Annotated in this window: 20 protein-coding genes; 14 read left to right on the top strand and 6 right to left on the bottom strand. The window is 71.2% G+C overall.

What is annotated here, in order from left to right:
* The first annotated feature begins 14 nt into the window (after positions 1 to 14).
* From ACIREI_RS41900 to ACIREI_RS41870, 7 genes are all read left to right on the top strand, one after another.
* On the top strand, positions 15 to 365 hold the full coding sequence (locus ACIREI_RS41900; protein ID WP_403345043.1) for a hypothetical protein: 351 nt from the start codon (positions 15 to 17) through the stop codon (positions 363 to 365).
* A 250-nt stretch (positions 366 to 615) separates the two neighbouring features.
* Entirely contained in the window at positions 616 to 2862 is a 2247-nt protein-coding gene (locus ACIREI_RS41895; protein ID WP_403345041.1) for an MMPL family transporter, read from the top strand.
* Positions 2840 to 3415, top strand: a complete 576-nt coding sequence (locus ACIREI_RS41890; protein ID WP_403345039.1) for a GNAT family N-acetyltransferase — start codon at positions 2840 to 2842, stop codon at positions 3413 to 3415. The genes ACIREI_RS41895 and ACIREI_RS41890 overlap by 23 nt, the downstream gene beginning before the upstream one ends.
* A gap of 65 nt (positions 3416 to 3480) precedes the next feature.
* On the top strand, positions 3481 to 4059 hold the full coding sequence (locus ACIREI_RS41885; RefSeq protein WP_403345037.1) for a hypothetical protein: 579 nt from the start codon (positions 3481 to 3483) through the stop codon (positions 4057 to 4059).
* 207 nt (positions 4060 to 4266) lie between these two features.
* The gene (locus ACIREI_RS41880; RefSeq protein ID WP_403345035.1) at positions 4267 to 4461 is read left to right on the top strand and encodes a hypothetical protein; all 195 of its coding nucleotides are present in this window, start codon (positions 4267 to 4269) and stop codon (positions 4459 to 4461) included.
* A gap of 168 nt (positions 4462 to 4629) precedes the next feature.
* On the top strand, positions 4630 to 7674 hold the full coding sequence (locus tag ACIREI_RS41875) for an AAA family ATPase (protein WP_403345151.1): 3045 nt from the start codon (positions 4630 to 4632) through the stop codon (positions 7672 to 7674).
* Between the two features lie 38 nt (positions 7675 to 7712).
* The gene (locus tag ACIREI_RS41870; protein ID WP_403345033.1) at positions 7713 to 7910 is read left to right on the top strand and encodes a DUF6191 domain-containing protein; all 198 of its coding nucleotides are present in this window, start codon (positions 7713 to 7715) and stop codon (positions 7908 to 7910) included.
* Between the two features lie 10 nt (positions 7911 to 7920).
* On the opposite strand, the gene ACIREI_RS41865 is transcribed toward ACIREI_RS41870, so the two are convergent.
* Positions 7921 to 9054, bottom strand: a complete 1134-nt coding sequence (locus ACIREI_RS41865; protein ID WP_403345149.1) for a PQQ-dependent sugar dehydrogenase — start codon at positions 9052 to 9054, stop codon at positions 7921 to 7923.
* A 772-nt stretch (positions 9055 to 9826) separates the two neighbouring features.
* A complete protein-coding gene (locus ACIREI_RS41860; RefSeq protein ID WP_403345032.1) occupies positions 9827 to 10825 on the bottom strand; it encodes an aldo/keto reductase in 999 nt (332 codons plus the stop codon).
* 185 nt (positions 10826 to 11010) lie between these two features.
* Here ACIREI_RS41860 and ACIREI_RS41855 point away from each other — a divergent pair, with 185 nt between their 5' ends.
* The 6 genes from ACIREI_RS41855 (at position 11011) to serA (ending at position 21121) form a co-directional block, all read left to right on the top strand.
* Complete coding sequence (locus ACIREI_RS41855; RefSeq protein ID WP_403345030.1) at positions 11011 to 11952, top strand: 2-hydroxyacid dehydrogenase; 942 nt, start codon at positions 11011 to 11013, stop codon at positions 11950 to 11952.
* A gap of 393 nt (positions 11953 to 12345) precedes the next feature.
* The gene (locus tag ACIREI_RS41850; protein ID WP_403345028.1) at positions 12346 to 15372 is read left to right on the top strand and encodes a putative bifunctional diguanylate cyclase/phosphodiesterase; all 3027 of its coding nucleotides are present in this window, start codon (positions 12346 to 12348) and stop codon (positions 15370 to 15372) included.
* A gap of 346 nt (positions 15373 to 15718) precedes the next feature.
* Positions 15719 to 17575: an acetolactate synthase large subunit gene (locus ACIREI_RS41845; protein ID WP_403345026.1), complete on the top strand. Its 1857-nt coding sequence runs from the start codon at positions 15719 to 15721 to the stop codon at positions 17573 to 17575.
* Between the two features lie 25 nt (positions 17576 to 17600).
* On the top strand, positions 17601 to 18125 hold the full coding sequence (gene ilvN, locus ACIREI_RS41840; RefSeq protein ID WP_043504310.1) for an acetolactate synthase small subunit: 525 nt from the start codon (positions 17601 to 17603) through the stop codon (positions 18123 to 18125).
* Between the two features lie 176 nt (positions 18126 to 18301).
* Positions 18302 to 19300: a ketol-acid reductoisomerase gene (ilvC, locus tag ACIREI_RS41835; protein ID WP_399109052.1), complete on the top strand. Its 999-nt coding sequence runs from the start codon at positions 18302 to 18304 to the stop codon at positions 19298 to 19300.
* A gap of 231 nt (positions 19301 to 19531) precedes the next feature.
* Positions 19532 to 21121, top strand: coding sequence for a phosphoglycerate dehydrogenase (serA, locus tag ACIREI_RS41830; protein ID WP_403345024.1), 1590 nt, complete (start codon positions 19532 to 19534; stop codon positions 21119 to 21121).
* Between the two features lie 23 nt (positions 21122 to 21144).
* On the opposite strand, the gene ACIREI_RS41825 is transcribed toward serA, so the two are convergent.
* The gene (locus ACIREI_RS41825) at positions 21145 to 22701 is read right to left on the bottom strand and encodes an MFS transporter (RefSeq protein ID WP_403345022.1); all 1557 of its coding nucleotides are present in this window, start codon (positions 22699 to 22701) and stop codon (positions 21145 to 21147) included.
* Positions 22702 to 22785: 84 nt separating this feature from the next.
* Here ACIREI_RS41825 and ACIREI_RS41820 point away from each other — a divergent pair, with 84 nt between their 5' ends.
* Positions 22786 to 23376, top strand: a complete 591-nt coding sequence (locus ACIREI_RS41820) for a TetR/AcrR family transcriptional regulator (RefSeq protein ID WP_403345020.1) — start codon at positions 22786 to 22788, stop codon at positions 23374 to 23376.
* Here ACIREI_RS41820 and ACIREI_RS41815 read toward each other — a convergent pair.
* From ACIREI_RS41815 to ACIREI_RS41805, 3 genes are read right to left on the bottom strand one after another with little or no spacing between them, the layout of a single operon-like run.
* Positions 23363 to 24043, bottom strand: coding sequence for an ATP-binding cassette domain-containing protein (locus ACIREI_RS41815; protein ID WP_403345018.1), 681 nt, complete (start codon positions 24041 to 24043; stop codon positions 23363 to 23365). The genes ACIREI_RS41820 and ACIREI_RS41815 overlap by 14 nt on opposite strands.
* Entirely contained in the window at positions 24040 to 25020 is a 981-nt protein-coding gene (locus ACIREI_RS41810) for an ABC transporter ATP-binding protein (protein WP_403345016.1), read from the bottom strand. Before ACIREI_RS41810 ends, ACIREI_RS41815 begins: the two co-directional genes overlap by 4 nt.
* Complete coding sequence (locus tag ACIREI_RS41805) at positions 25010 to 26773, bottom strand: ABC transporter permease subunit (protein ID WP_403345014.1); 1764 nt, start codon at positions 26771 to 26773, stop codon at positions 25010 to 25012. Before ACIREI_RS41805 ends, ACIREI_RS41810 begins: the two co-directional genes overlap by 11 nt.
* Positions 26774 to 26789 lie beyond the last annotated feature (16 nt).

The raw sequence follows: 26789 nt of genomic DNA, 5'->3' as shown, positions 1-26789 counted from the left end.
TACGCTCGCCCGCCATGAGTGGACGCGGTGATTCCGAGATATCCGAGACGAGGGAGGACCGGACCGAGGCGCCCGAGGGCGAGCGCGTCGAGGAACTGGAGGACGTCGAGGACCCCGCACAGGTGGCGCGGCGGGCCCGCTGGACGGCTGCTGCCGCCGGGGTGCTGCTGACCCTCGCCGGACTGTCCGCGTCGGCTATACGGGCCACCGGATCCGCGCCGGCCCTCGTCCCGGCCGCCTATGCGCTCGGCGCCGCCGTGTGTGCGCTCGCGGCCTTCCTCGGCTCGCGGGGTCGTACGCGCCGGGCGCTGTGGCTGCTTGTGACCGGCGTGATGGTGATGGCGCTGGGGGATCAGTTCGACTGACGTGAACTGATGTGAACTGATGTGAACTGACTGAACGGATGTGAAAGGCGTCACTCACGAACGACAGAGTGGCCGTTACTGTCCTGTGATCTGCCTCCCACTCGTGTGAATAACCCCACGAACGCGGCAAACGATCATTTTCGCCTGCGAGAGTTTGCTTCACATCGCTCACGCGTTCTTTGCGGGCTGTTCACTTCATGAACGACTGTTCCCGGTCAAAGATCCATAAATCGTCCCTGGGAGCTCGTTCGTGGCAGCCCTTGCACGCTGGTGTGTACAACGCCGCCTCCTCCCCCTCCTGCTGTGGCTGCTGGCCTTCGGCGGGGTGAGCGCGGCCGCCGCCGTCACGGGCTCCGCGTACTCGAACGACTACGAGGTCCCCGGGACCGAGTCGGGCCGCGCCACCCAGCTCCTCCAGGACGGTTTCCCCGGCCTCGGCGGCGACAGCGACACCGTTGTCTGGCACACCGGGTCCGGCACGGTCCGCGCCGCCGACGTCGAACAGACCATGACGCGCACCCTGGACGAGATCGCGGACCTGCCCGGCGTCGCGGCCGTGGGCAGCCCGTACGGCAAGCAGGGCGCCGCCCAGATAAGCGAGGACGGGCACACGGCGTACGCCACCGTCACCTTCGACTCCGGCGCCGAGACCCTCGACAAGGGCGAGGCGCAGGCCGTGGTGAGCGCGGCCAAGGCAGCCGAGGCCGACGGACTCCAGGTGGAGCTGGGCGGCAGTGCCGTCGGACTCACCGAGTCCCCGGGCGGGCATCTCGCCGAGGTCGTCGGGGTGGCCGTCGCCGCCCTCGTGCTGTTCCTCGCCTTTGGCTCGCTCGCCGCCTCACTGCTGCCCATCGCCACCGCGCTGGTCGGCGTCGGCACCGCGTACGCCGGGATCGTGCTGCTCGGGCACGCCATGACCGTCGCCGACTTCGCCCCCATGCTCGGGATGCTCATCGGGCTCGGCGTCGGCATCGACTACGCGCTGTTCATCGTCACCCGGCACCGGCGCGGCCTGAAACGCGGGCTGTCCGTCACCGAGTCGATCACCAACGCCGTGGCGACCACCGGACGCGCGGTCGTGTTCGCGGGTGCCACGGTGTGCATCGCCCTCCTCGGGATGCTGATCCTCCGGCTCGGCTTCCTCAACGGCGTCGCGATAGCCGCGTCCCTCACCGTGGTTCTGACGGTCGCCGCCTCTGTGACCCTCCTGCCCGCCCTGCTGTCCTTCATCGGCATGCGCGCCCTGAGCCGCCGCGAGCGGCGCCGACTGGCGGAGCACGGGCCCGAGCCCGAGCTGCCGACCGGGTTCGCCGCCCGCTGGTCGGCGTTCGTGGAGCGCCACCCCAAGGCGCTCGGCGCGATCGCCCTGGCCGTCATCACGGTCCTCGCCCTGCCCACCCTCGGCCTGCGCCTCGGCACCTCCGACCAGGGCAACAACCCCGAGTCCTCCACCACCCGCCAGGCCTACGACCTCCTCGCCGAAGGCTTCGGCCCCGGCGTGAACGGCCCCCTCACCCTGGTCACCGAGGTCGACGGCGGCGACGACAAGCTCGCCCTCGACAACCTCGACGCCACCCTGCGCACCACTGAAGGCGTCGCGTCGGTGACCCCGGTGACGTACAACGCCGGCGGCGACACCGCGTACCTCACCGTCGTACCGGAGTCCTCCCCGCAGTCGCAGCAGACCAGCGACCTCGTCGACCGGCTGCGCTCCGAGGTCCTGCCGCGCGCCGAGACCGGCACCTCGCTCGATGTGCACGTCGGAGGCATGACGGCCGGCTACGACGACTTCGCCGACGTGATCGTCGGCAAGCTGCCGCTGTTCGTCGGTGTCGTCATCGGCCTGGGCTGTCTGCTGCTCCTGCTCGCCTTCCGGTCCGTCGGCATACCGCTGAAGGCCGCGGTGATGAACGTGGCCGCGGTCGCCGCCGCCTTCGGCGTCGTCGTCGCGATCTTCCAGTGGGGCTGGGGGAGCGAGCTGCTGGGGCTGGGCCGCGCGGGTCCGATCGAGCCCTTCCTGCCGGTCATCATGGTGTCGGTGCTGTTCGGCCTCTCCATGGACTACCAGGTCTTCCTCGTCAGCCGGATGTACGAGGAGTGGCTGGAGACCGGCGACAACCGGCGGGCCGTCCGGGTCGGTCTCGCCGAGACCAGCCGCGTGATCAACTCCGCCGCGGTCATCATGATCTCGGTGTTCCTCGCCTTCGTCCTCAGCGGCGACCGGGTGATCGCCATGTTCGGCATCGCGCTGGCCGCAGCCGTCGCCCTGGACGCCTTCGTCCTGCGTACCCTCCTCGTCCCCGCCCTGATGCACATGCTCGGCGGCGCCAACTGGTGGCTGCCCCGCTGGCTCGACCAGCGCATGCCCCGCATCAGCATCGAGCCTCCCGAGTCCCGTGCCGCCCATGAGAGGCTGGCCGCCGTGACGGACGCCGAGGTGGCGGACGTGCTGGCGGGGGAGGAGCGACACCGGGATGTACGCGATATCGCTGGGTGACGAGGGCGCCGAACTGCGGCCCCTGGAGCTGTGGCACGCCGAGGAGTTCCTCGCCCACCTGGAGCGGGGGAGGGACTTCATCAACCAGTTCATCCCCTTCGGCTCCAAGGCCGTCGACGTGGACTCCGCGCGCGAGGCACTCCAGCGCTACGCCGACATGCGCGCCGCCGACACCGCATCCCTGCACGGCATCTGGCTGGACGGAAAACTCGTGGGCGGCGTGCTCTTCCTCAACTTCGACGCGGAGAACGCCAACTGCGAGGTCGGCTGCTGGCTGGAACCCGCGGGCACCGGGCGCGGGCTCGTCACGCGTGCGATGCGCGTGCTCATCGACTTCGCGATCGAGCAGCGCGGCATCCACCGCGTCGAGTGGATCGCCTCCGCCGGCAATACGCCGAGCCTGAACGTGGCCCGGCGGCTCGGCATGACCCGCGAGGGAGTGCGGCGGGAGAGCTACCCCTATCGTGGGGTGCGGCACGACCTCGAGGTGTGGTCGATCCTGGCCCCCGAGTGGCGTGAGGCACGCGCGCGTGCCGCCCACAACGACCATTAAGAGTCCTCTCGATCATTACTCGATCATTAAGAGACCTCTCAGACAGCGTCCGTACGGTGCGAGGCATGGGAACGAAGACAGTGGACGAGACCGGCGCCGAAAGCGGCACCGAGGCGAAGACCGACGAGGAGAAGGTGGACGTCGTCAAGACGACCGACGCCACCGGCTCCGCCGACGCCGACGAGGCGACGGAGACCGACGAGACCGAGGAAGAGGTGGCCGCCGAGGCGACGGAAGAGGACCCCTCCGGCGTTGGCCAGGGCGCGGGCGCGGTGGTCTCCGCGGCGCTCGGCCTGGTCTCGCTGAGCGGCGGCTGGCTCGGTACGGTCGCCTCGGCGCGGCAGTCCCTCTACGCCCAGCTGGAGTCGTCGACGTCGTCGTCCCAGAACGTCTCCAAGCTTCTCGAGCAGGGCTACGGAGACGCCTGGAACGCCACCGCCCTGTGGGCCGGCGCCTTCGCGCTCGCCGCGCTGATCGTCGGCGTCGTCGTGCTCGCCCGGCCCGCGTTCGGGGCGCCCGGCAAGCCGCAGGCCGTGTGGATCAAGTCGGTCGCCTGGGGCGGCGTCTCGCTGGGCGTCATCGGCCTGCTGCTGGCCGTACTCAAGTACACCGACGTCCTGCTCGGCGTGCCGTCAGTGGGCTGAAACACCGCAGGTCCCGAGGGGCCTCAGAGCTGCCGTAAGCACATCGGACGGCGCTCTGAGGCCCCTTACGCATGTCTAAGGCACCCCCCGCCGCCGAAGATGCGGAACTCTCCCGATGCGGCGGACCCGCCTGGGAGACGAAGGTGGAGGCATCGCACCGAGCGAGCCCGAAACCCGACTCTCACCAGGAAGAACGAGGGATCCGCCATGTACGAGTACGAACTCCAGAACCTCCGTGCCGCCGAACTGATCCGCCAGGCCGAGCACGACCGCCTGGTCCGCGAGGCCGTCCGCGGCCGCCGCGCCGCGAAGCGCTCCGCTGAGGCAGCGGCGGAGGGCTCGGCGGAGGCGGAGGCGCATACGTGGCGTCTCCGCAGGCACCGGCATCCACGCGCCGCGTGAAGGCGGGGGGACACGGGGGTGAGGGCAGGCATTTCAGCCCGTCCGGCGTTTGAGGACGAGGCCTGTTCAGGGCAGAAGCGGGGCTCTGGGGGCGGCAGCCCTCAGATGGCGGCGCCAACGACGCCGAGCCTGGCGAAAACCGGTGCCGGACTGTCGATGCCGCATGCGATGCTCGGCCCCGTGCAGAGTCAGTCCGTAAGCCCCGTGTTCGTCGGCCGCGCAACCGAGTTGGAGACGCTGAACGACGCCCTCGACCGAGCCGCCGCGGGCGACCCGCAGGCGTTGGTGATCGGCGGTGAGGCCGGGGTCGGCAAGACGCGTCTCGTCGAGGAGTTCACCGCTGCGGCCGACCGCGCGGGTGCCGTGGTCGCGCTCGGCGGCTGCGTGGAGATCGGTGCCGACGGGCTGCCCTTCGCGCCGTTCTCCACCGCACTGCGAGCCCTGCGACGCGCACTCCCCGACGAGCTTGCCGACGCGGCCGCGGGCCAGGACGAGGAACTGGCCCGGCTGCTGCCGGAGTTGAGCGATCCGGCTCTGTACCGCGGGACGGACCGGTCCGACGAGGAGGGCATGGCCCGCCTCTTCGAACTCACCGCCCGCCTGCTGGAGCGCGTGGCCACCGGCCGCACGGTCGTCGTCGCCCTGGAGGACCTGCACTGGGCCGACGCCTCCACCCGCCACCTCCTCGCCTATCTCTTCCGCACCCTGCGCACCGGCCGCCTCGTCGTCCTGGCCACCTACCGCTCCGACGACATCCACCGCCGCCACCCGCTGCGTCCGCTCCTCGCCGAACTCGACCGGCTGCGCACGGTCCGCCGTATCGAAGTCGGCCGCCTCAACCGCGCCGAGGTCGGCCGCCAGATCGCCGGCATCCTCGCCGCCGAACCCGACCCGGCCCAGGTCGACGAGATCTTCGAACGCTCCGACGGCAACGCCTTCTTCGTCGAGGAACTCGCCGTCGCCGCCCACGAGGGCTGCCGCACCGGCCTCACCGACTCTCTGCGCGACCTGCTCCTCGTGCGGGTGGAGGGGCTGCCCGAGGCCGCCCAGCGGGTCGCCCGGATCGTCGCCGAGGGCGGCTCCACCGTCGAGCACCGGCTGCTCGCCGCCGTCGCGGGGCTCGCCGAGGACGACCTCATCGAGGCGCTGCGGGCCGCGGTGAACGCCAACATCCTCATCGCCGCGCCCGACGGCGACGGCTACCGCTTCCGGCACTCCCTGGTCCGCGAGGCCGTCGGCGACGACCTGCTGCCCGGCGAACGCTCCCGCCTCAACCGCCGTTACGCACAAGCCCTGGAGGCAGATCCGACGCTCGTCCCGGCCGACGAGCGCGCCATGCGCCTGGCCAGCTACTGGTACCACGCCCACGACCCGGCCAAGGCCCTGCCCGCCGTCCTGGACGCCTCCGTCACCGCCCGCCGCAGGCACGCCCACTCCGAGCGACTACGGCTGCTGGAACGCGCGATGGAGCTGTGGGACTCCGCCCCCGAGGACATCCGCGCCACACTGCGCCCCGTCGACTACACCGAGGTCTATCCGCCCTGCGGCTGCGACCCCGCCACCACACCCCTGCGTTACCTCGACCTCATGGCCGAGGCCGCCGTCGCCGGACGGCTCTGCGGTGAGCGCGAACGCGCCCTGAAGATCGCCAAGCGGGCCCTGCACCTGCTGGAGGACGAGAACGACCCTCTGCGCGCCGCCTGGTTCTGGGTCCAGCGCTCCCGGCTGGTCCAGGCGCAGGCCCGCGGCGACGGCTGGAAGGAACTCGGCACCGCCCAGGACCTGGTGCGCGGCCTGCCACCGTCCGAGGTGCATGCGGAGGTACTCGCGACCGTGGCCAACTGGTCGATGTTGCGGGCCCCCGGCCCCGACGCCATGTCGGCCGCCGAGCGGGCCGTCGAGTACGCGCGCATGGTGGGCGCCGAGGACATCGAACTCAACGCGCGCCTCACCCTCGGCGGACTCATGGTCGACGCCGGCGACATCGAGGCCGGCCTGGCCCAGATGTACGAGGTCAGGGACGAGGTACTGGCTCGCGGCCTCACCGCCGTGGTCGGGCGCAGCCATGTGAATCTGCCGTCCGTCCTGGAAGGCATCGGCCGATCCGGGGACGCCGTCGGCATCCTTCGCGAGGGCCTGCGGCTGACGCAGGAGATGGGACTGCGCTACTCCGAGGCCTGGATTTGGGCGAACCTCGCCGAGACACTGATCTCTCTCGGCCGCTGGGACGAGGCCGCGCAGGCCGCCGTCAACGCCCAGCGGACCGGCCAGTCCGCAAAGCCGCACGGCGGCGGATCCAACAGTCTGGCCTGCCTCGCGCTCGCCCGCGGCGAGCTCGCTGAGGCCGCCCGCCACCTGGGCACCGCCCGCGCCTCCTACGGCACACATGACCCCATGCCGCAGACCAACCTGCCGATGTCCTTCCTCACCCTCGGCATCGCCGCCGCCGAGGGCCGCCTCCTCGACGCCCGCGCGGAGACCGACCGGGTCCTGAGCGCCGGTTTCCCGCCCGGCACCCAGCGCTACGCCTGGCCGCTGCTGCTGGCCGCCGCCGTCGTCGAGTCCGACGCCCGCGCCCACGCGCCCGCGCAGCAGGACCGCAGCGCCTTCCTGGAACGGCTCTGCGAGGCCACCCGCAAGCTCACCACCGGCGCACCCCTGTGGCTGGCCTACGAGAAGTGGACCCGAGCCGAACTCGCCCGTGCCGAGAACCGGGACACCCCCGACACCTGGTCGGACGTGATCACCGCCTTCGAAGCCCTGGAGCGCCCCTACGACCTCGCCCGGGTCCGCCACCGCCTGGCCGAGGCCCTGCTCGCGATCGGCGGTGAGGACGAGCGCGCCCGCGCCACGGAACTGCTCCGCCTGACCCGAGCCACCGCCGTCCACCTCGGTGCCCGCCCGCTCGCCGATGCCACGACCCACCTGGCCCAGCGAGCCCGCCTCCCCCTCACCGCGGCCCCGCCCCCGACCGACCCGGCCGACTCCCTGGGCCTCACCACCCGGGAACGAGACGTCCTGCGCCTGGTCTCCGCCGGCCGCACCAACCGCCAGATCGCCGGAGAACTCTTCATCTCCCCGAAGACGGCCAGCGTGCATGTGTCGAACATCCTGGGGAAACTCGGCGTCTCGGGGAGGGGCGAGGCGGCCGCGGTCGCACATCGGATGGGGCTGTTTCCGGCCGAAACGCTCAGGTCTGGGACGAGCGGCTGAGGTTTACGCTGTAAAGGACGATGGCTCCGGGAGGCTCCGTGTTCAACGCGTTCGAGGAACTCTTCGCACCCGGCCGCAAACACACCCGCGACGAAGAGAACCGTCTGGAACTGACCCGTGAGGACGTCGGCGACAACGACCCGGGGCGCGGACCGATAGATCTCGCGTCCGGGAAGGTGCTCGTACGGCGGCCTGAGCCGTCGGCCGGGGAGGATCAGGACGACGGGGAGGAGTGAGGGCGCCTCCTCAGCTCACCTGCACCTCCAGGATTCTGTCGTCTCCGTCCTTCGGGCTGCCCCGGCCGTCCGTGTTGCTCGTCGTCACCCACAGTTTGTCGCCGCCCGCCGACACCACCGTCCGCAGCCGGCCGTACTGGCTCTCCAGGAAGGCCTGCGGGTCCGCCGACGCCTCGGTGCCGTTCAGCGGGACGCGCCACAGGCGCTGGCCCTTCAGGCCCGCCATCCAGACGGAGCCCTCGGCGTAGGCGATGCCGCTGGGGGAGGCGTCGTCCGTGCCCCACTGGGCCAGTGGGTTGTGGTACTTGGCGTCGTCGGACTTGCCCTCGACCTCCGGCCAGCCGTAGTTGTCACCCGGCTTGATCGCGTTCAGCTCGTCCCAGGTGTCCTGGCCGAACTCCGCGGCGAACAGGCGTTGTTTGGTGTCCCAGGCCAGACCCTGGACGTTCCGGTGGCCGTACGAGTACACGGGGGAGTCGGGGAAGGGGTTGCCCGGGGCCGGGTCACCTTCCGGTGTCAGGCGCAGGATCTTGCCGCCCGTGGATTCCTTGTCCTGGGACAGGCCCGTGTCGCCGCTCTCGCCCGTGCCCGCGTACAGCATCTTGTCCGGGCCGAAGGCGATCCGGCCGCCGTTGTGGATGAAGCCCTTGGGGATGCCCTTGAAGATCGTGTCGGGCGCGCCCAATTGTTCGCCGGACGGCTTCTGCTCGTCGTACAGCATCCGGACGATGCGGTTGTCCGAGGCCGAGGTGAAGTACGCGTAGATCATGTGGTCCGAGGCGTAGTCCGGCGACAGGGCCAGGCCCATGAGGCCGCCCTCGCCCGCCGGTGACACCCCTGGCACCTCGCCCAGCTCGGACTTCTTGCCCGTCTTCCCGTCGACCCGCGTGATCGTGGCCTCGTCGCGGGAGGAGACGAGCAGGTCGCCGTCGGGGAGCGGGGCCAGGCCCCAGGGCGTGTTCAGGCCCTCGGCGACCGTGCGCAGCACCTTGACCGAGCCCTGTGCCGGCGGGGTCTCCTCGGCCGCCCGGGAAGGCGGCGATCCCGAACCCGTGGTGCTCGATGCCGCGCTTCCGCCCTGCCCCGGTGATCCCCCGTCTTCGGAGGAACAGCCGACCGTCAGCAGGAGCGCGGCCGTGGCCATTGCGGCCGTCACAACTCGACGTTGCACGATCAAGGTCCCTTCGAAGCGGCGGAGTTCTACTTTTCTTACACCGCTCGCGCCTCACAGGTTCCCGATCCATGAACCTTGAATCACGCTGCTGGGCCCTCGCCCGGCATCCACCGCTTTCGCCCGGCTCTCTCCTGGCGTCGGCCGCTTCCGGCCGGCTCTCGCCTGGCGTCGGCCGATTCTGCCCGGTCTTCGTCCGGCCTCTGCCCCGGCATCCACCCGCTTCTGCCCGGCTCCCGCCAGGTTGTCGGCCGGTCCTCGCCAGGTCGCCGGCCGGTCCTCGCCCATCCCCAGCTGGTCCCGTCCCTCACGGGGCGCCGGACCTGAGCCCGGCGAACGCCGCCTCGGGACCCCTGTGACCCGGCCCCGGGGCCCCGCGGCGTCGCTTCCAGGATCGCGTGCAGGATCCGTGCGGCGTCAGTCCAGGTCCCGATCCTGTGCCGTCGGTCCAGGTCCCGACCGCCGTGCCGTGGTCGAGGGCCCGACAGCGGTGACGTAAGTCCCGGACCGCGACGACAGCGGCGTCGGTCCCAGGCTCGCCAGCTGTGTAAGTCCCAGGCCTCGACGGCTGTGCGTCAGTCCAGGCCCTCGACGGCTGTGCGTCAGTCCCAGCCCCTGACAGCTGTGCTGTCAGTCCCAAAGCTCGACCGTTGTGTCATCAGCCCAGGCCCCGACGGCTCTGACGCCAGTCCCCGAGGCCGACGTTTGCCGCGCCGTCACCCCACCCCCCCCGCGAGCTGCGACCTCAGTCCCAGGACCCCAGCGCCCGCGGCAGCTCCGCGATCTCCGTCAGGTCCTGCGCCGTCAGCCGCACCCCCTCGGCCCCGGCGTTCTCGGTCACCCAGCGCTCCTGCTTCGCCCCGGGCACCGGAACCACGTGACGGCCCTGTGCCAGCACCCACGCCAGCGCCACCTGCGCGGGCGTGACCCCGTCCCCGTGCCGGGAGGCTATTCGGCGCAGGCCGGCCACGATCGGCTGGTTCGCCGCCATCATCTCCGCCGTGAAGCGCGGGTGCCGGGCGCGGACGTCGTCCGGCTCGAAGCCCTGGCCCGGGGTCAGCGTGCCGGTGAGGAAACCGTTGCCCAGCGGCATGGCCGCCAGGAAGCCGATGTCACGTGCCTCGCACCATGGCAGCAGCGTCTCCAGGGCCTCCGGTGACCACACCGACAGCTCCGCCTGTACGGCGCTCACCGGAAAGACCTGCTGGACCCGCTGCAACTGGCGGATCGTCGCGTCGTGCAGGCGGGTTCCCGAGCGACGTCCGCCCCGCGCACCCATCGCGCACAGCCCCAACGACCGTACTTTTCCCGCCTGGACGAGCTCCGCCATCGCGCCCCACGTCTCCTCGACCGGGACTTCGGGATCCGCGCGGTGCAGTTGGTAGAGGTCGATCACGTCCGTCTGCAGGCGGCGCAGCGAGGCGTCGCACGCCCGCTTCACATAGCCGGGGCGGCCGTTGGCCACGATGTGCTGTTCACCCACCAGCAGGCCGACCTTGGTCGACACGAACGCGTCCTGGCGGCGCTCCTTCAACACCCGCCCCAGCAGCAGCTCGTTGGTGAACGGACCGTACATGTCGGCCGTGTCCAGCAGCGACGAACCCAGATCGAGCGCCCGGTGCACCGCCCTGAGCGATTCCTCGCCCCGCTGCCGCGACGAGCTGTACGCCCAGTTCATCGGCATGCACCCGAGCCCGACGGCTCCCACCGCGAGTGCCGCCGCGCCCAACGTCCTGCGCTCCACCTGGCCGTAACCCTCCCTCTTCCGGCACCCCAACCTAACCTCTGCACACCTGTTCGCCCGACCAAGGGCCTTCCCACCCTCCTCCACCTTGCGGCTGCACGCACCAGACCCCGCTCACGCGAGTGATCAGGAGCCGTTGCCCTTCTCCGGGCCTGATCCGCCGGGAAGGCCCTAGCCTCCTGACCATGACTGCTGATGTGTGGCTCCCCATTCCGGCGCAAGAGATCGAGGGCCTCCCGGAGGGCCCGAACTACCGCTTCTGGGACGGCGCCGAGGACTTCCCCGCCGACCCGGCGAGGTGCGCCTTCTACGTCGTCCCGTACATGAAGGCGCCCGCGCTCGGGCAGCGTCCGCTGCCGGAGATGAGCTCGGTGCAGGTCGTGCAGACCCTCTCCGCCGGCATCGACCATGTGGAGGCGGGCCTCAAGCACCTGCGGCCGGGCGTGCGGCTGTGCAACGCGCGCGGGGTGCACGAGGCGAGCACCGCCGAGCTGACCCTCACGCTGATCCTCGCCTCGCTGCGCGGCGTCCCCGACTTCGTGCGGGCGCAGGACAAGGGGGAGTGGCTCGGCGGATTCCGGCCCGCGCTGGCGGACAAGAGCGTCCTCATCGTGGGATACGGCTCCATCGGCGCGGCGATCGAGGACCGGCTCGCACCCTTTGAACTGGCGCGGGTGGCGCGCGTCGCGCGCTCTGAGCGCACCACGGCGCGCGGACCCGTGCATCCGCTCACCGAACTGCCCGCCCTGCTCCCCGAGGCGGACGTCGTCATCCTGTCCACGCCCCTGACCGAAACCACTCGCCACCTGGTCGACGCCGACTTCCTGGCCCGGATGAAGGACGGCGCGCTCCTGGTCAACGTCGCCCGTGGAGCGGTCGTCGACACCAAGGCGCTGCTCGCCGAGCTGGAGACCGGACGCGTCACCGCCGCCCTGGACGTCACCGACCCCGAGCCGCTGCCCCGGGACCACCCCCTGTGGCGTGCGCCGGGCGTGCTGATCAGCCCCCATGCGGGCGGGCCGACGTCGGCGTTCCTGCCGCGCGCGAAGAGGTTGCTGGTGGACCAGTTGAGTCGTTACGTGAACCGGGAGCCCTTGCGCAACGTGATCCTTACGACGGGCGCGTAATCCGTTTCGAGTACCCTCCGCAACCCGGCGGAAGCGGTCCGTACTCGCATATGCGCTGGTCGTCACGGAGCGTAGAGGCGCTATGTCCCTGAGTGACGAGACTGGTGTATCGTCCGGACAGGGGTTGCGCCGCGTACGTTCGGCGCCGGGGATGGATATTTCAGATTTGTGAGGGGGGCGACGGGCGATGCACGGCCTATGGACCAACGACCCGACGCGGCGGGGCCGCCGCCGGCGACCCTGGCGAACGTCCGCGCGCAGACGGGGCCACCACGGCGCTCACGGCTGCTGTCACAGCCATCACCACCGCAGGCACAGCAGCCGCAGGCGGCATGCGCACACAGCGCACCGGGACCCTCGGGACCCGGGGGCGGCGCGGACCGGGAGGGCCCGGTGAGCGCGCCACCGTCTCCCACGACCACCCTCGACGGGGCGCTGCGGGCACAGACCTCGCCGGCGGCGATGCTGCCCCGTCGGCCGTCCCTCGGCGGCGGCTCGGGGTTCGTCCCCCAACTCGTTCTGGCCCTGCTGTGCGCGGGATACGCCGTCGGTTCCGCGGTCGGCTGGGGCTCTGACCAAGTCGCGCTGATCATGGGCGACTTCGGGCTGGCCGCCGCGGCCGGCGCCGCCGCCGTGTCCTGCTTCCGCTACGCCCGTAGCCGCCATATCCGGTTTCGCCCGGCCTGGTTGTTGTTCGCCCTCTCCTCGGCCATGGCGGCCCTCGGCAACCTGGTCTGGGGGTGGTACGAGGTCGTCCTCGAACAGCCCGTGCCCAGTCCCTCCTACGCCGACGGGTTCTTCCTGTGCTTCGCGCCGCCCGCCATCGTGGGACTCCTGGTGCTCGCCAAGCGGCCGGTGACGAAGGCCGGCTGGGTCTGCCTCGGGCTGGACGCCTGGCTGATCGGCGGCTCGCTGCTCACCCTGGCGTGGAGCCTCGCGCTCGCCCAGGCGGCCAAGCTCGACTCGAACGGCGGGGCGAGCGTGGCGCACACCGCGCTCTCGCTCGCCTACCCGCTGCTCGACATCGCCCTGGTCAGCATGGTGCTCGCGCTGCACTTCCGCCGCTCGTCGGCGAACCGCACCGCGGTCAACACCGCGATCGGCGCGCTCGCGCTGACCGTGATGTGCGACGCCCTGTTCACCTCGCCGCTGCTGCACAACAGCTACCGCTCCGGTCAGCTGCTCGACGCGGGCTGGTTCGCCGGCTCGCTGCTGCTGGCGTACGCCCCGTGGGCCGCGCCGCGGAACGCGGAGGGCGAACGGCAGGACGGGTCGGGGCACACGCGCGTGGTGCACGAGCACGTTCCCGGACAGCGCGGCGCGAGCCAGCACCACCCGCCCGCGCAGGGAGGTGATCACAGCCGGTACCCGGCCAACCGGCCGATCGCCGGCTCCCTGGCCGCACTCACGCCGTACCTCGCCGCCGCCGTGTGCACGCTGGGGATCCTCTACAACGTGCTCAACGGTCGCAGCGTCGACCGCGTGGTGCTCATCACCGGTGGCACGGTCGTGCTGGCCCTCGTGGTGCGCCAGGGCATCATGCTGCTCGACAACATCACCCTCACCCAGGAGCTCGCGCAGAAGGAGAACCACTTCCGCTCCCTGGTGCAGGGCTCCAGCGACGTCATCATGATCGCCGCACCCAACGGCATCCTCCGGTACGTCTCCCCGGCCGCCGCCGGGGTCTACGGCCGCACCGCCGAGGAGCTGGTGGGTACGGAACTGGCCAATCTCATCCACCCGGAGGATCTGGGCTGCGTGGTGCACGAGGTGCGCCGCTTCCTCGCCGCCAGCCCACTTGAGGAACCCACTACGCGCATCGAGTGCCGCTTCCGGTCCGGCGAGGACGGGTGGCTCAACGTCGAATCGACCGTCAACCGCCACCACGGCGGCCTCATCTTCAACAGTCGCGACGTGACCGAAAGAGTGCGTCTGCAGGCGCAGCTCCAGCACAACGCCGAGCACGACCCGCTCACCGACCTGCCCAACCGCGCGCTGTTCACCAAGCGCGTGCAGCAGGCCCTGTCCGGCCGCCGTGCCTCCGACCGGGGTCTGGCCCTGCGCAACACGGCCGTCCTCTTCATCGACCTCGACGGCTTCAAGGGCGTCAACGACACGATCGGACACCAGGCCGGGGACGAGTTGCTCGTCCAGGCCGCCCGCAGACTCCAGGAGGCGGTCCGGGGCGGGGACACCGCGTCCCGGCTGGGCGGCGACGAGTTCGCGGCCCTGATCACCGGGGACAACACCCGCGACCGCACCGCCCGCGAACGGCACATCCTGGAGCTCGCCGACCGCCTCAGAGTGACGCTGTCGCAGCCGTACCTCATCGACGGCAACGATGTCCGTGTCAACGCCTCCATCGGCGTCGCCTTCGCCGAGCCGGGCCTCGGCGCGGGGGAGCTGCTGCGCAACGCCGACCTGGCGATGTACCGCGCCAAGGCGGGTGGCAAGGGCCGAGTCGAGCTGTACAAGCCGCAGATGCAGCAGGACGTCGTACGCAAGGCGGAGCTGGCCACGCGTCTGCGTGCCGCGCTGCACGACGGCGAGTTCGCGCTGCTGCACCAGCCGGTGGTGTGTCTGGAGGACGGCCGGATCACGTCGGTCGCCACCCAGGCGCGCTGGCGGTCCTCGCAAGGGGTGCTGTTCACGCCCGCCGAGTTCCTGCGGGTGGCCGAGGACAGCGACAAGACCGCCGAGCTGGGCCGCTGGATGCTGGAGGAGGCCGTCGAGCAGGCCGCCGAGCGCGCCGCGACCGGGCTCGCCGTACCCGTCGCCGTGCGGGTGGGCGCGCGCCGGCTGCTGGACCGGTCGACACCGCTCGGCTCGATCGAGGCGCTGCTGACCCGGCACGGACTGCCGTCCGGGTCGCTGATCATCGAGCTGTCCGACCTCGACCCCCGTGTCTCGCTGGACGAACTGGAGCGCCGCCTGAGCGGCCTGCGCAGAGCCGGTGCGCGGGTCGCCCTGGACGGCTTCGGCAGCGGTTACGCGGCGCTCACGGCCCTGCGCCGGCTGCCCGTCGACGTGGTCAAGCTCGACCGCGGTCTGGTCGAGGGAGTCGTCGAGTCCGCGCGGTTGCACAAGATCACCAGTGGGCTGCTGCGGATCGCCGGCGACCTCGGGCTGCAGTCCGTGGCCGACGGCGTGGACCTGCCGGAACAGGTGGTCGCACTGCGCGCGATGGGGTGCACGCACGGGCAGGGCATGGCGTTCTCCGGTCCGCTGGACGAGTACCGGCTGCGCCGGGCGCTCGGTTCCGGCCGCTATCCCGTGCCGCACGGACCGGCGGAGCCCGCGTTCGCGGGCGGCGCGAGAGAGCCGCAGGGGCGCGTCGGGGTGGAGGGTACGAGCACGCGGAGGCCCGAAGGGCTGGGCACGGTCGTGGCCTCGACACCGACTGTGGCGCCCCGGAGGTGAACGAGCCATGGGAAGGGGCTCAGGGGTGTACACCATTGGTGTGACCGCTGTTCTCGGAGGCGACAGTGCCCTTCGCTCACATAATGAGACTCCCGTCCCACCCACTTGACAGTGGGTGCGTGCCGGGGAGAGGGTCAGTGCCATGCGCACCCGAATTCTCGTACTTGGAAAGCGCGTCGGCTGAAGCTGGTGACGTCCGGTCCGACCCGGAACTCCCAGCGACCCCACCCGGCGCGCTCCCCTCGCTTGCCTTATGGCACGAGGGGTTTTTTGTTGCACAGGCACGAGTCGTGCAGCATCGAAACTCCGCCCAAACCTCGCAAAAACCCTCAGCATCGAGAAGAGAATGCCGATGACCGAGCAGGCCACCGGGGCCCATCACCCGCAGCCGCGGCCCCGATCCGGAGGACACCAGTCCGCCCCCGAGCACGTCACGGGTGCGCAGTCCCTCATCCGCTCTCTCGAGGAGGTCGGGGCCGACACGGTATTCGGCATTCCCGGCGGTGCGATCCTCCCGGCGTACGACCCGCTGATGGACTCCACCAAGGTCCGCCACGTCCTGGTCCGCCACGAGCAGGGCGCCGGCCACGCCGCCACCGGTTACGCGCAGGCCACCGGCAGGGTCGGCGTCTGCATGGCGACCTCCGGCCCCGGCGCGACCAACCTGGTGACGCCGATCGCGGACGCCCACATGGACTCGGTGCCGCTCGTGGCGATCACCGGGCAGGTGGCCTCCAAGGCGATCGGTACGGACGCCTTCCAGGAGGCGGACATCGTCGGCATCACGATGCCGATCACCAAGCACAACTTCCTGGTCACCAAGGCCGAGGACATCCCGCGGGTCATCGCGCAGGCGTTCCACATCGCCTCCACCGGCCGCCCCGGCCCGGTCCTGGTCGACATCGCCAAGGACGCCCTCCAGGCGAAGACCACCTTCTCCTGGCCGCCCACCATGGACCTGCCCGGCTACCGGCCCGTCACCAAGCCGCACGCCAAGCAGATCCGCGAGGCCGCCAAGCTGATCACCGCCGCCAAGCGGCCCGTCCTCTACGTCGGCGGCGGCGTGATCAAGTCCGGCGCCACCGCCGAGCTGAAGGTCCTCGCCGAACTCACCGGAGCGCCCGTCACCACCACCCTGATGGCGCTCGGCGCATTCCCCGACGGCCACCCGCTGCACGTGGGAATGCCGGGCATGCACGGTGCGGTCACCGCCGTCACCGCGCTGCAGAAGGCCGACCTGATCGTCGCCCTCGGAGCCCGCTTCGACGACCGCGTCACCGGCAAGCTGGACAGCTTCGCCCCGTACGCCAAGATCGTCCACGCCGACATCGACCCGGCCGAGATCGGCAAGAACCGCGCCGCCGACGTGCCGATCGTCGGTGACGCCCGCGAGGTCATCGCCGACCTGGTCCAGGCCGTCCAGAAGGAGCACGCCGAGGGCCACCAGGGCGACTACAGCGCCTGGTGGAAGGACCTCTCCCGCTGGCGCGAGACCTACCCGCTCGGCTACGACCAGCCCGAGGACGGCTCCCTGTCCCCGCAGCAGGTCATCGAGCGGATCGGCCAGCTCGCCCCGGAGGGCACGATCTTCGCGGCGGGCGTCGGCCAGCACCAGATGTGGGCCGCGCACTTCATCCAGTACGACAAGCCCGCCACCTGGCTGAACTCCGGCGGCGCCGGAACCATGGGCTACGCGGTCCCGGCCGCGATGGGCGCCAAGGCCGGAGCCCCGGACAAGGCGGTCTGGGCGATCGACGGCGACGGCTGCTTCCAGATGACCAATCAGGAGCTCACCACCTGCGCCCTGAACAACATCCCGATCAAGGTCGCCATCATCAACAACGGCGCCCTCGGGATGGTCCGCCAGTGGCAGACCCTCTTCTACAACCAGCGCTACTCCAACACCGTGCTGCACTCCGGCCCCGAGGCCGACGGCAAGCAGCCGAGCGCCGGCACCCGCGTCCCCGACTTCGTGAAGCTGTCGGAGGCCATGGGCTGCTACGCGATCCGCTGTGAGTCGCCGGAGGACCTCGACAAGGTCATCGAAGAGGCGAACTCCATCAACGACCGCCCGGTCGTCATCGACTTCATCGTCCACGAGGACGCGATGGTCTGGCCGATGGTCGCTGCCGGCACCTCCAACGACGAGATCATGGCCGCCCGGGACGTCCGCCCCGACTTCGGCGACAACGAAGACGACTGAGAGCCGTAGGTAAAGGAAGCAGACCATGTCCAAGCACACGCTCTCCGTCCTGGTGGAGAACACGCCGGGCATCCTCGCCCGGATCGCCGCCCTGTTCTCCCGCCGCGGCTTCAACATCGACTCGCTCGCGGTCGGCGTCACCGAGCACCCCGACATCTCCCGCATCACCATCGTGGTGAACGTCGAGGACCTCCCGCTGGAGCAGGTGACGAAGCAGCTCAACAAGCTCGTCAACGTGCTGAAGATCGTCGAGCTGGAGCCGGGTTCGGCCGTTCAGCGCGAACTCGTTCTGGTGAAGGTGCGCGCCGACAACGAGACGCGCTCCCAGATCGTCGAGATCGTCCAGCTGTTCCGCGCCAAGACCGTCGACGTCTCCCCGGAGGCCGTGACGATCGAGGCCACCGGCTCCAGCGACAAGCTGTCCGCCATGCTGAAGATGCTGGAGCCGTACGGCATCAAGGAGCTCGTCCAGTCCGGCACGATCGCGATCGGCCGTGGTGCCCGTTCGATCACGGACCGGTCGCTGCGCGCCCTGGACCGCTCGGCCTGAGCCCCGTACGGCCCGTCGCGGCTTCCCGCACGGCCGACTTGTAGAAGATTCACGTACGACCGGAATCGGGTGGTCGGCGAGCCACCGGCCGCCCGCATTCCGAGACCCCAAGACCTCCCTCATCCTCGCCGTCATACGGTGGGACGCAACACCTGCACACAAGGAGAGAACCCAAAGTGGCCGAGCTGTTCTACGACGCCGACGCCGACCTGTCCATCATCCAGGGCCGCAAGGTCGCGGTCATCGGGTACGGCAGCCAGGGCCACGCCCACGCGCTGTCGCTCCGTGACTCGGGTGTCGACGTCCGCGTCGGTCTGCACGAGGGCTCCAAGTCCAAGGCCAAGGCCGAGGAGCAGGGCCTGCGCGTGGTGACCCCCTCGGAGGCCGCCGCCGAGGCCGACGTCATCATGATCCTCGTCCCGGACCCGATCCAGGCCCAGGTCTACGAGGAGCACATCGCCCCGAACCTGAAGGACGGCGACGCCCTGTTCTTCGGCCACGGCCTGAACATCCGCTACGGCTTCATCAAGCCCCCGGCCGGCGTGGACGTCTGCATGGTCGCCCCGAAGGGCCCGGGCCACCTGGTGCGCCGTCAGTACGAGGAGGGCCGCGGCGTTCCGTGCATCGCCGCCGTCGAGCAGGACGCCACGGGCAACGCCTTCGCGCTCGCCCTGTCGTACGCCAAGGGCATCGGTGGCACCCGCGCCGGCGTCATCAAGACGACCTTCACCGAGGAGACCGAGACCGACCTGTTCGGTGAGCAGGCCGTTCTCTGCGGTGGTACGGCCGCGCTGGTCAAGGCCGGCTTCGAGACGCTGACCGAGGCCGGCTACCAGCCGGAGATCGCGTACTTCGAGTGCCTGCACGAGCTGAAGCTGATCGTGGACCTCATGTACGAGGGCGGCCTGGAGAAGATGCGCTGGTCGATCTCCGAGACCGCCGAGTGGGGCGACTACGTCACCGGCCCGCGGATCATCACCGACGCCACCAAGGCCGAGATGAAGAAGGTCCTCGCCGAGATCCAGGACGGCACCTTCGCCCAGGCCTGGATGGACGAGTACCACGGCGGTCTGAAGAAGTACAACGAGTACAAGACGGCCGACTCCGAGCACCTGCTGGAGACCACCGGCAAGGAGCTGCGCAAGCTCATGAGCTGGGTGAACGAGGAGGCGTAAGCCTCAGCCGACGGGGCCGGAGCCTGCCGCTCCGGCCCCGTTGTCCAACCCGTCGCATCACGGACGGGTGATCCTTACGCAGAGGCGCAAGACGACCTCCGCCGCGCCACTAGACTGGCGCACAACATACGCGTCAGGCCCACAGCGTCGTGCGTCTTCCACGCGGCTAGCACCCCTCCACCGCCTGCGGCCGTCGGGACGGCCGTCCGCATTGGACTTGTGAGGACTCACGTGAGCTCGAAACCCGTCGTACTCATCGCTGAAGAGCTGTCGCCCGCTACCGTGGACGCGCTTGGCCCCGACTTCGAGATCCGCCACTGCAACGGCGCCGACCGAGCCGAACTGCTCCCCGCCATCGCCGACGTGGACGCGATCCTGATCCGCTCCGCCACCAAGGTCGACGCCGAGGCGATCGCCGCCGCCAAGAAGCTCAAGGTCGTCGCGCGAGCCGGCGTCGGCCTGGACAACGTCGACGTCTCCGCCGCCACCAAGGCCGGCGTGATGGTCGTCAACGCCCCCACCTCGAACATCGTGACCGCCGCCGAGCTGGCCTGCGGTCTCCTCGTCGCCACCGCCCGCCACATTCCGCAGGCCAACGCCGCGCTGAAGAACGGCGAGTGGAAGCGCAGCAAGTACACGGGCGTCGAGCTCGCCGAGAAGACCCTCGGTGTCGTCGGTCTGGGCCGCATCGGTGCGCTGGTCGCTCAGCGCATGTCCGGCTTCGGTATGAAGGTCGTGGCCTACGACCCCTACATCCAGCCCGCGCGCGCCGCCCAGATGGGTGTCAAGGTGCTGTCGCTGGACGAGCTGCTCGAGGTCTCCGACTTCATCACCGTCCACCTGCCCAAGACCCCCGAGACCGTCGGCCTCATCGGCGACGAGGCGCTGCGCAAGGTCAAGCCGAGCGTGCGCATCGTCAACGCCGCGCGTGGCGGGATCGTCGACGAGGAGGCGCTGTACTCCGCCCTCAAGGAGGGCCGGGTCGCCGGTGCCGGTCTCGACGTGTACGCGAAGGAGCCCTGCACGGACTCCCCGCTCTTCGAGTTCGACCAGGTCGTCGCCACCCCGCACCTCGGTGCCTCCACCGACGAGGCGCAGGAGAAGGCCGGTATCGCCGTCGCCCGCTCGGTGCGCCTCGCCCTCGCCGGTGAGCTCGTGCCCGACGCTGTGAACGTCCAGGGCGGCGTAATCGCCGAGGACGTCAAGCCGGGCCTGCCGCTCGCCGAGCGCCTGGGCCGTATCTTCACGGCGCTCGCCGGTGAGGTCGCGGTCCGCCTCGACGTCGAGGTGTACGGCGAGATCACCCAGCACGACGTGAAGGTGCTGGAGCTCAGCGCCCTCAAGGGTGTCTTCGAGGATGTCGTCGACGAGACGGTGTCGTACGTCAACGCCCCGCTGTTCGCGCAGGAGCGTGGCGTCGAGGTGCGGCTGACCACCAGCTCGGAGGCCACCGACCACCGCAACGTCGTCACCGTGCGCGGCACGCTCGCGGACGGCGAGGAGGTCTCGGTCTCCGGCACGCTGGCCGGCCCCAAGCACCTGCAGAAGATCGTCGCGGTCGGCGACTACGACGTGGACCTCGCGCTCGCCGACCACATGGTCGTCCTGAAGTACGAGGACCGTCCCGGCGTCGTCGGCACCGTCGGCCGTATCTTCGGTGAGTCGGGCATCAACATCGCCGGCATGCAGGTCTCGCGTGCCGTCGCCGGTGGCGAGGCGCTGGCCGTCCTCACCGTCGACGACACGGTGCCCGCCGGGGTGCTGACCGAGGTCGCCGAGGAGATCGGGGCGACGTCCGCCCGTGCGGTGAACCTGGCCTGAGATCTCGCGGGAGACGCCGAGGTCTATCGAACGCCGGACGTGCTGAGGTTGCTCGGCGCGTCCGGCGTTTCGCATGCGCGCTCCCGCACCTCGACCCGCCGCAGCGTCACCGCCGCCAGCACGGCCGCTCCCGCCAGCAGTACCGCTCCCGCGATCGCCGCCCCCTGCATGCCGCTGGTGAACGCCTCCCGCGCGACTGCGGCCAGCCCCGGGACCTGATCGGCGACCGCCAGCGCGCCGCCCAGCGTCTCGTGTGCCACGTCCGGTGCCGACGACGGGATCTCGTGGCGGTAGATCGCCGTACCGATCGAGCCGAGGACGGCCATGCCGAGGGCGCCGCCGAACTCCGCGCCGGTCTCCAGCAGGGAGGACGCGGAGCCCGCCCGCTCCACCGGGGCGGAGCCCATGGCGAGGTCCATGATCTGGGACATCACCGTGACGCCTCCGACGGCGAGGACCGCGCACGCGGTCAGTACCAGCCACAACGAGTCCGTGCCGGCGAGGGACAGCAGCGCGAACCCGGCCGCGGAGATCGCGAAGCCCGCGGTGACGACGTAGGCACGGTTGGCGCCCCTCTGCACCAGCTGGGCGGCGACCGGCGCCGCCGCCCCGATCGGCACCGACGGCAGCAGCGCCCACAGGGCCGCCTCCAGCGCGCCCATGCCGAGCACCGACTGAAGGTACTGCGTGGTGAAGTAGGACGAGCCCATCACGCCGAACATGCAGACGAGGTTGAGGGCCACTGAGGGTGCGAACCCCCGTCCGCGGAACAGGGCCGGGGAGATCATCGGGGCCGCGGCCGTGCGCTGACGGTGGACGAAGAGGGCCGCGAACAGCAGGCCGACGGTGATCGAGACGACGTAGCGGACGTTCCAGCCCTCGGACGGGATCTCCTTCAGGCCGTAGACCACGGGAAGCACAGCGGCCATCGAGAGGGGCACGCTCAGCCGGTCGAAGCGGCCGGGCTCGGGGCTCTTCGACTCGGGGAGCAGGACCGGGCCCAGAAGCAGCAGCAGCGCCATCGCGGGCAGGTTGACCAGGAAGACCGAGCCCCACCAGAAGTGCTCGACCAGCACCCCGCTCATCACCGAGCCGAGCGCGATCCCGGCCGTCATCACGCCGGACCACAGGCCGATCGCCTTCGCGCGCTGCGTGGGGTCGGTGAACAGCGTGCGGGTCATGGCCATCGTCGACGGCATCAGGGTCGCGCCGCCGATACCGAGGATCGCGCGGGCCGCGATCAGCATCTCGGCACTGTTCGCGTACGCCGCCACCAGCGAGGCGGTGCCGAAGGCGGCGGCGCCGATCAGCAGGAGGCGGCGGTGGCCGATGCGGTCGCCGAGCGAGCCCATCGTCATCAGCAGGCCGGCCAGGACGAAGCCGTAGACGTCGAAGATCCACAGCTGCTGGGTGCCGCTCGGCTCCAGGTCCGCGCTGATCGCCGGGATCGCGAAGTAGAGGACCGAGACGTCCATCGAGACGAGCAGGAGCGGAAGCATCAGCACGCCGAGGGCGGTCCATTCACGGCGGCCGGCGCGGGCGGGTGGGGGTGTGGCGGTGCTCGTCGGGTTCGTTGTCATGCCGGTGAATGTACGCACGTCTTAAACGATTGTCTAGAACGCTTGTATAGGACGGCTGTATGGATCCGCGGTAGGGTGGGTGCCATGGGACACCGTGAGGATCTGCTCGAAGGCGCCAAGCGCTGCCTGCTGGCGAAGGGCTTCGTGCGCACGACTGCGCGCGACATCGTCAAGGAGTCGGGGGCCAATCTGGCGTCGATCGGCTATCACTACGGCTCGAAGGACAAGCTCCTCGCGGAGGCCTACATCGCCCTGGTGGGCGAGGTGTCCGACGACTGGGAACTGTCCGACGCCTTCGGCGCCGACGCGGGTACTGTGCCGGGCTCGCTCGAACGTTTCCGTGAGGTCTGGTCGAACATCATCCGCACCATGCGGGAGCCCGACTCCATCTGGCACCTCAGCGTCGAGATCATCGCCATGGGCGATCAACTGCCCGAGGTGCGCGACCACTTGGCGCGGGCGCAGCGCGAAGCCGCCCGAGGGATCATCCCGCTGTTCATGGGGGGCCGGGAGGAGGACGTCGCGGAGGAGGACGTGGACTCCATCGGGCAGCTCTACAACACCTTGATGACGGGCCTCATCGCCCAGTGGACCTTCGATCCGAAGACCGCGCCCGGCGCAGAGCAACTCACCGAGGGTCTGCGCCGGGTCATCGAGGGCGTCAGCCGGAGCTGACCCGCCCGTCGCGCATCTCGATCACCCGATCCGCGAAATGCCGTACGACCGCCCGGTCATGGCAGATGAAGAGATAGCCGAGCCCCAACTCGTCCTGCAGGTCGGCGAGCAGGTTCAGCACGCCGGCGCGCACCGACGGGTCGAGGGCCGACACCGGCTCGTCCAGGACCAGCAGGCGCGGTTCGGACGCCAGCGCGCGGGCGATTCCGGCGCGTTGGCACTGGCCGCCGGAGAGTTCGTGCGGGTGGCGGTCGCCGTACGACGGGTCGAGGCCGACCCGGTCGAGGAGTTCGGCGACGCGGGCGGGGCCGTCGGCGGCGCTCCAGCGGCCCTGCACCCTCAGTGGTTCCGCCACCGCGTCGCGGATGCGGTGGCGGGGACTCAGGGAGCCGTACGGGTCCTGGAAGACGGGCTGCATGCGCGGGCGCAGTGGGCGCAGCTCGCGTTCGGTCAGGGTCGTCAACTCCCGTCCCTCGAAGACCACTTCCCCGGCGTCCGGGCGGCGCAGCTGGAGGACGGCGAGGGCCGTGGAGGACTTGCCGCAGCCGGAGGGGCCGTTGAGGGCGAGGGTCTCGCCGGCGGCCAGGGTGAACGAGACGTCGTCGACTGCGGTGACGTCGCCGTAGCGGACCACGAGGTGGCGGACGTCGAGCAGGGCGTCACTCATGCGGGCTGCCGCTCCTCTTCCTGTCCTTGGAACAACTCCGTTGCCGGGTGGGGGAGTTCCGCCCAGTGATGGCAGGCGACCAGGCGTCCTTCCACTTCCTGCGGCTCCGGTTCCTCCGCACGGCAGGCGTCTGTCGCGAGCGGGCAGCGCGGGGCGAAGGCGCAGCCCGGCGGGAGCGCGCCCGGGGCGGGCGGGGTGCCGCGCAGGGCGGGGAGGCGGCGGCCCGGGGGCGCGTGCTGGGGGAGGGAGGCCAGCAGGCCCGCCGTGTACGGGGCGCGGGGACGGTCCAGCACCTTGCCCGCACGGCCCAGTTCGGTGAGGCGGCCGGCGTACATCACCAGCACGCGGTCCGCGCGGTCCCGTACGACGTCCATGTCGTGGGTGACGAGCACGAGCGCGGCCCCCACCGCCTCCCGCTGCTCGGCGAGCACCCGCAGCACCTGGTCGCGGTGCTCCTCGTCCAGGGCGGTGGTGGGCTCGTCGGCGACGACGATGTCGGGTTCGTTGACCGTCGCCATGGCGATGACGGCGCGCTGTCGCATGCCGCCGGAGTACTCGTGCGGATACGCCCGCGCCTTGCGCTCGGCGTCCGGGATGCCGACCCGGTCCAGTGCGGCGACCGCCCGGGCCCGGGCCTCCTTGCGGGAGACGCGGGCCACCGACCGTACGGCGGCGGCGAGTTGGTCGCCGACCGGGTGCACGGGGGACAGGGCGGACAGGGCGTCCTGCGGGACGAGGGAGATACGGCGGCCGCGGTGGGCCGCGAGGTCCGGTTCGATCGTCCCGCTCGTCGTCGCGCCCCGGGGCAGCATGCCGAGCAGTGCCCGGGCGGTGAGGGACTTGCCGGCGCCCGATTCGCCCACCAGGGCGAGGACTTCGCGCGGACGGACGTCGAAGGTCAGACCGCGTACGGCCTCGACTCCGGCGAAGGCGATGTGCAGATCGCGCACCGACAGCAGTGCGTCCTCAGACGGCAACGGGGGCCTCCTTCCTCTGCTCCGCCGGAGCGGCTCGCCTTGTCCCGCGGCCCTGTACGGCCGTTGCCCCCGACACCGCCAGCCCCGCCAGCAGGGCCAGCGCGACGGCCGGGGCGAGGGCGGCCCAGGGGGCGCGTTCGACGTAGGCGCGGGACTCGTCGAGCAGCAGGCCCCATTCGGGGGTCGGCGGCTGGGCGCCCAGGCCCAGGAAGCCGAGGGAGGCCAGGGCGAGGGCGATACCGGGCAGGCGCAGCAGGGCGTGGCGGGCGACGGGGGCGGCGACGGACGGCAGGACGTGCCGGGTGAGGATCCACCACGGGGTCGCGCCCATGGCCCGCTGGGCGGTGAGGAACGCCGACGCCCGGACCTCCTGCACCAGGGCCGCCGCGTGTGCGGACAGGGCCGGCCAGGAGATCAGGGCGACCGCCAGGGCCGCGCCGCCGGTGCCGGGGCCGGCCGCCGCGGCGACCAGGATGCCGACGATCACCGGGGGCAGGGCGTTGGCGATGTCGGCCGCACCCGCCGCGATGCCGGGCAGGAAGCCCAGCGCGAGGGCGACGAGCAGGCTCAGTACGCAGATGGCGGCGGCCGTGCCGACGGTCGAGGCGGCGCCGTGCCCGAGCCGGGCCAGCACGTCGCGGCCGAGGGCGTCGGTGCCGAGCGGGTGCGCCCAGGAGGGGGCGGCGAGGCGGGCGCCGGTGTGCAGTGTGTACGGGTCGCGCAGCAGGCCCCAGCCGATGGTCACGGCGAGGATGGCGAACAGGGTCAGCGGGATCGCCGGGTGGGTACGGACCGGACGTGCCGGAGGCAGCGTGAGCCCGGCGTCACGCAACGCGGGGCCCAGCAGCCGGCGCCGTACGCCCACCGCCACCGCGCCCGCGACCAGGCCGAGCAGCAGCAGCGCCAGGACGGAGCCCTGGAGCAGCGGCAGGTCCTGCGACTTGGCCGCGCCGAGCGCCGTGCGGCCGATGCCGGGCACCGCGAACACCATCTCCACAGCGACCGCGCCGCCGGTCAGGCCGACGGCGACCATCCCGAACTGCGGTACCAGGGGCGGCAGTACGCGCTTGAGGGCGGCCGCCGAGATCGTCGTACGGCTCACTCCCGCACCCCGCCACAGCTCCACCCACCGCTCGTCGAGCACGGCGGGCAGCGCGTCCGCGACCAGCCGGCCGAGCAGACCACCCGCCGGGACGCCGAGGGCGAGCGCGGGCAGCACCAGGTACTCGGGGCCCGCCCAGCCGGCCGTCGGCAGCCAGCCCAGCCACACCCCGCACACCAGCAGCGCGACCGTGGCCAGCAGGAACTCGGGGATCGCCGCGAGCATGGCGGCGAAGGCGCCGGCCGATCCGCGCCCCCGCACCAGCACCGGTGCCACCAGCACGGCGGCCAGCACCACCGCCACGCCGAGCGCCGCGCCCATCAGGCCCAGCGACACCTGGAGGCCGGCGACGACGGACGGCAGGACGTCGGTCCCGGACACCCAGGAGGTGCCGAAGTCGCCGTGCAGCAGGTCCGAGGCCCAACTCCCCAGCAGGGAAAGGGGACCGGCGTCCAGGCCGAGGTCCTCACGGATCGCGGACAGGGCCTCGTCGGTCGCCTCCTGCTCGGCCGACCGGGCGCGCAGCACGGTCAGCGCCGGGTCCCGGTGCGAGAGCCAGGGCAGCAGGCCGACGGTGGCCAGGACGGCGACGAGACAGGCGAAGCGGGTCAGCCCGGCCGTGCCGACCGACTTCCGTGCCGTGACCTTCATATGACGCGGGCGGACC

Origin of the sequence: Streptomyces sp. NPDC093591 (genome assembly GCF_044764885.1) — a bacterium.
Classification (GTDB): domain Bacteria; phylum Actinomycetota; class Actinomycetes; order Streptomycetales; family Streptomycetaceae; genus Streptomyces.
This window is presented reverse-complemented; position numbering and strand designations above follow the sequence as displayed.

Bases quoted from the DNA above. Each gene is read 5' to 3' on its own strand.
- ACIREI_RS41855 (WP_403345030.1), top strand. From the start codon at position 11,011: ATGACTGCTGATGTGTGGCTCCCCATTCCGGCGCAAGAGATCGAGGGC.
- ACIREI_RS41820 (WP_403345020.1), top strand. From the start codon at position 22,786: ATGGGACACCGTGAGGATCTGCTCGAAGGCGCCAAGCGCTGCCTGCTG.
- ACIREI_RS41865 (WP_403345149.1), bottom strand. From the start codon at position 9,054: ATGGCCACGGCCGCGCTCCTGCTGACGGTCGGCTGTTCCTCCGAAGAC.
- ACIREI_RS41890 (WP_403345039.1), top strand. From the start codon at position 2,840: ATGTACGCGATATCGCTGGGTGACGAGGGCGCCGAACTGCGGCCCCTG.
- ACIREI_RS41845 (WP_403345026.1), top strand. From the start codon at position 15,719: ATGCCGATGACCGAGCAGGCCACCGGGGCCCATCACCCGCAGCCGCGG.
- ACIREI_RS41815 (WP_403345018.1), bottom strand. From the start codon at position 24,043: ATGAGTGACGCCCTGCTCGACGTCCGCCACCTCGTGGTCCGCTACGGC.
- ACIREI_RS41805 (WP_403345014.1), bottom strand. From the start codon at position 26,773: ATGAAGGTCACGGCACGGAAGTCGGTCGGCACGGCCGGGCTGACCCGC.
- ACIREI_RS41885 (WP_403345037.1), top strand. From the start codon at position 3,481: ATGGGAACGAAGACAGTGGACGAGACCGGCGCCGAAAGCGGCACCGAG.
- ACIREI_RS41875 (WP_403345151.1), top strand. From the start codon at position 4,630: ATGCTCGGCCCCGTGCAGAGTCAGTCCGTAAGCCCCGTGTTCGTCGGC.
- ACIREI_RS41880 (WP_403345035.1), top strand. From the start codon at position 4,267: ATGTACGAGTACGAACTCCAGAACCTCCGTGCCGCCGAACTGATCCGC.
- ilvN (WP_043504310.1), top strand. From the start codon at position 17,601: ATGTCCAAGCACACGCTCTCCGTCCTGGTGGAGAACACGCCGGGCATC.
- ACIREI_RS41900 (WP_403345043.1), top strand. From the start codon at position 15: ATGAGTGGACGCGGTGATTCCGAGATATCCGAGACGAGGGAGGACCGG.
- ACIREI_RS41825 (WP_403345022.1), bottom strand. From the start codon at position 22,701: ATGACAACGAACCCGACGAGCACCGCCACACCCCCACCCGCCCGCGCC.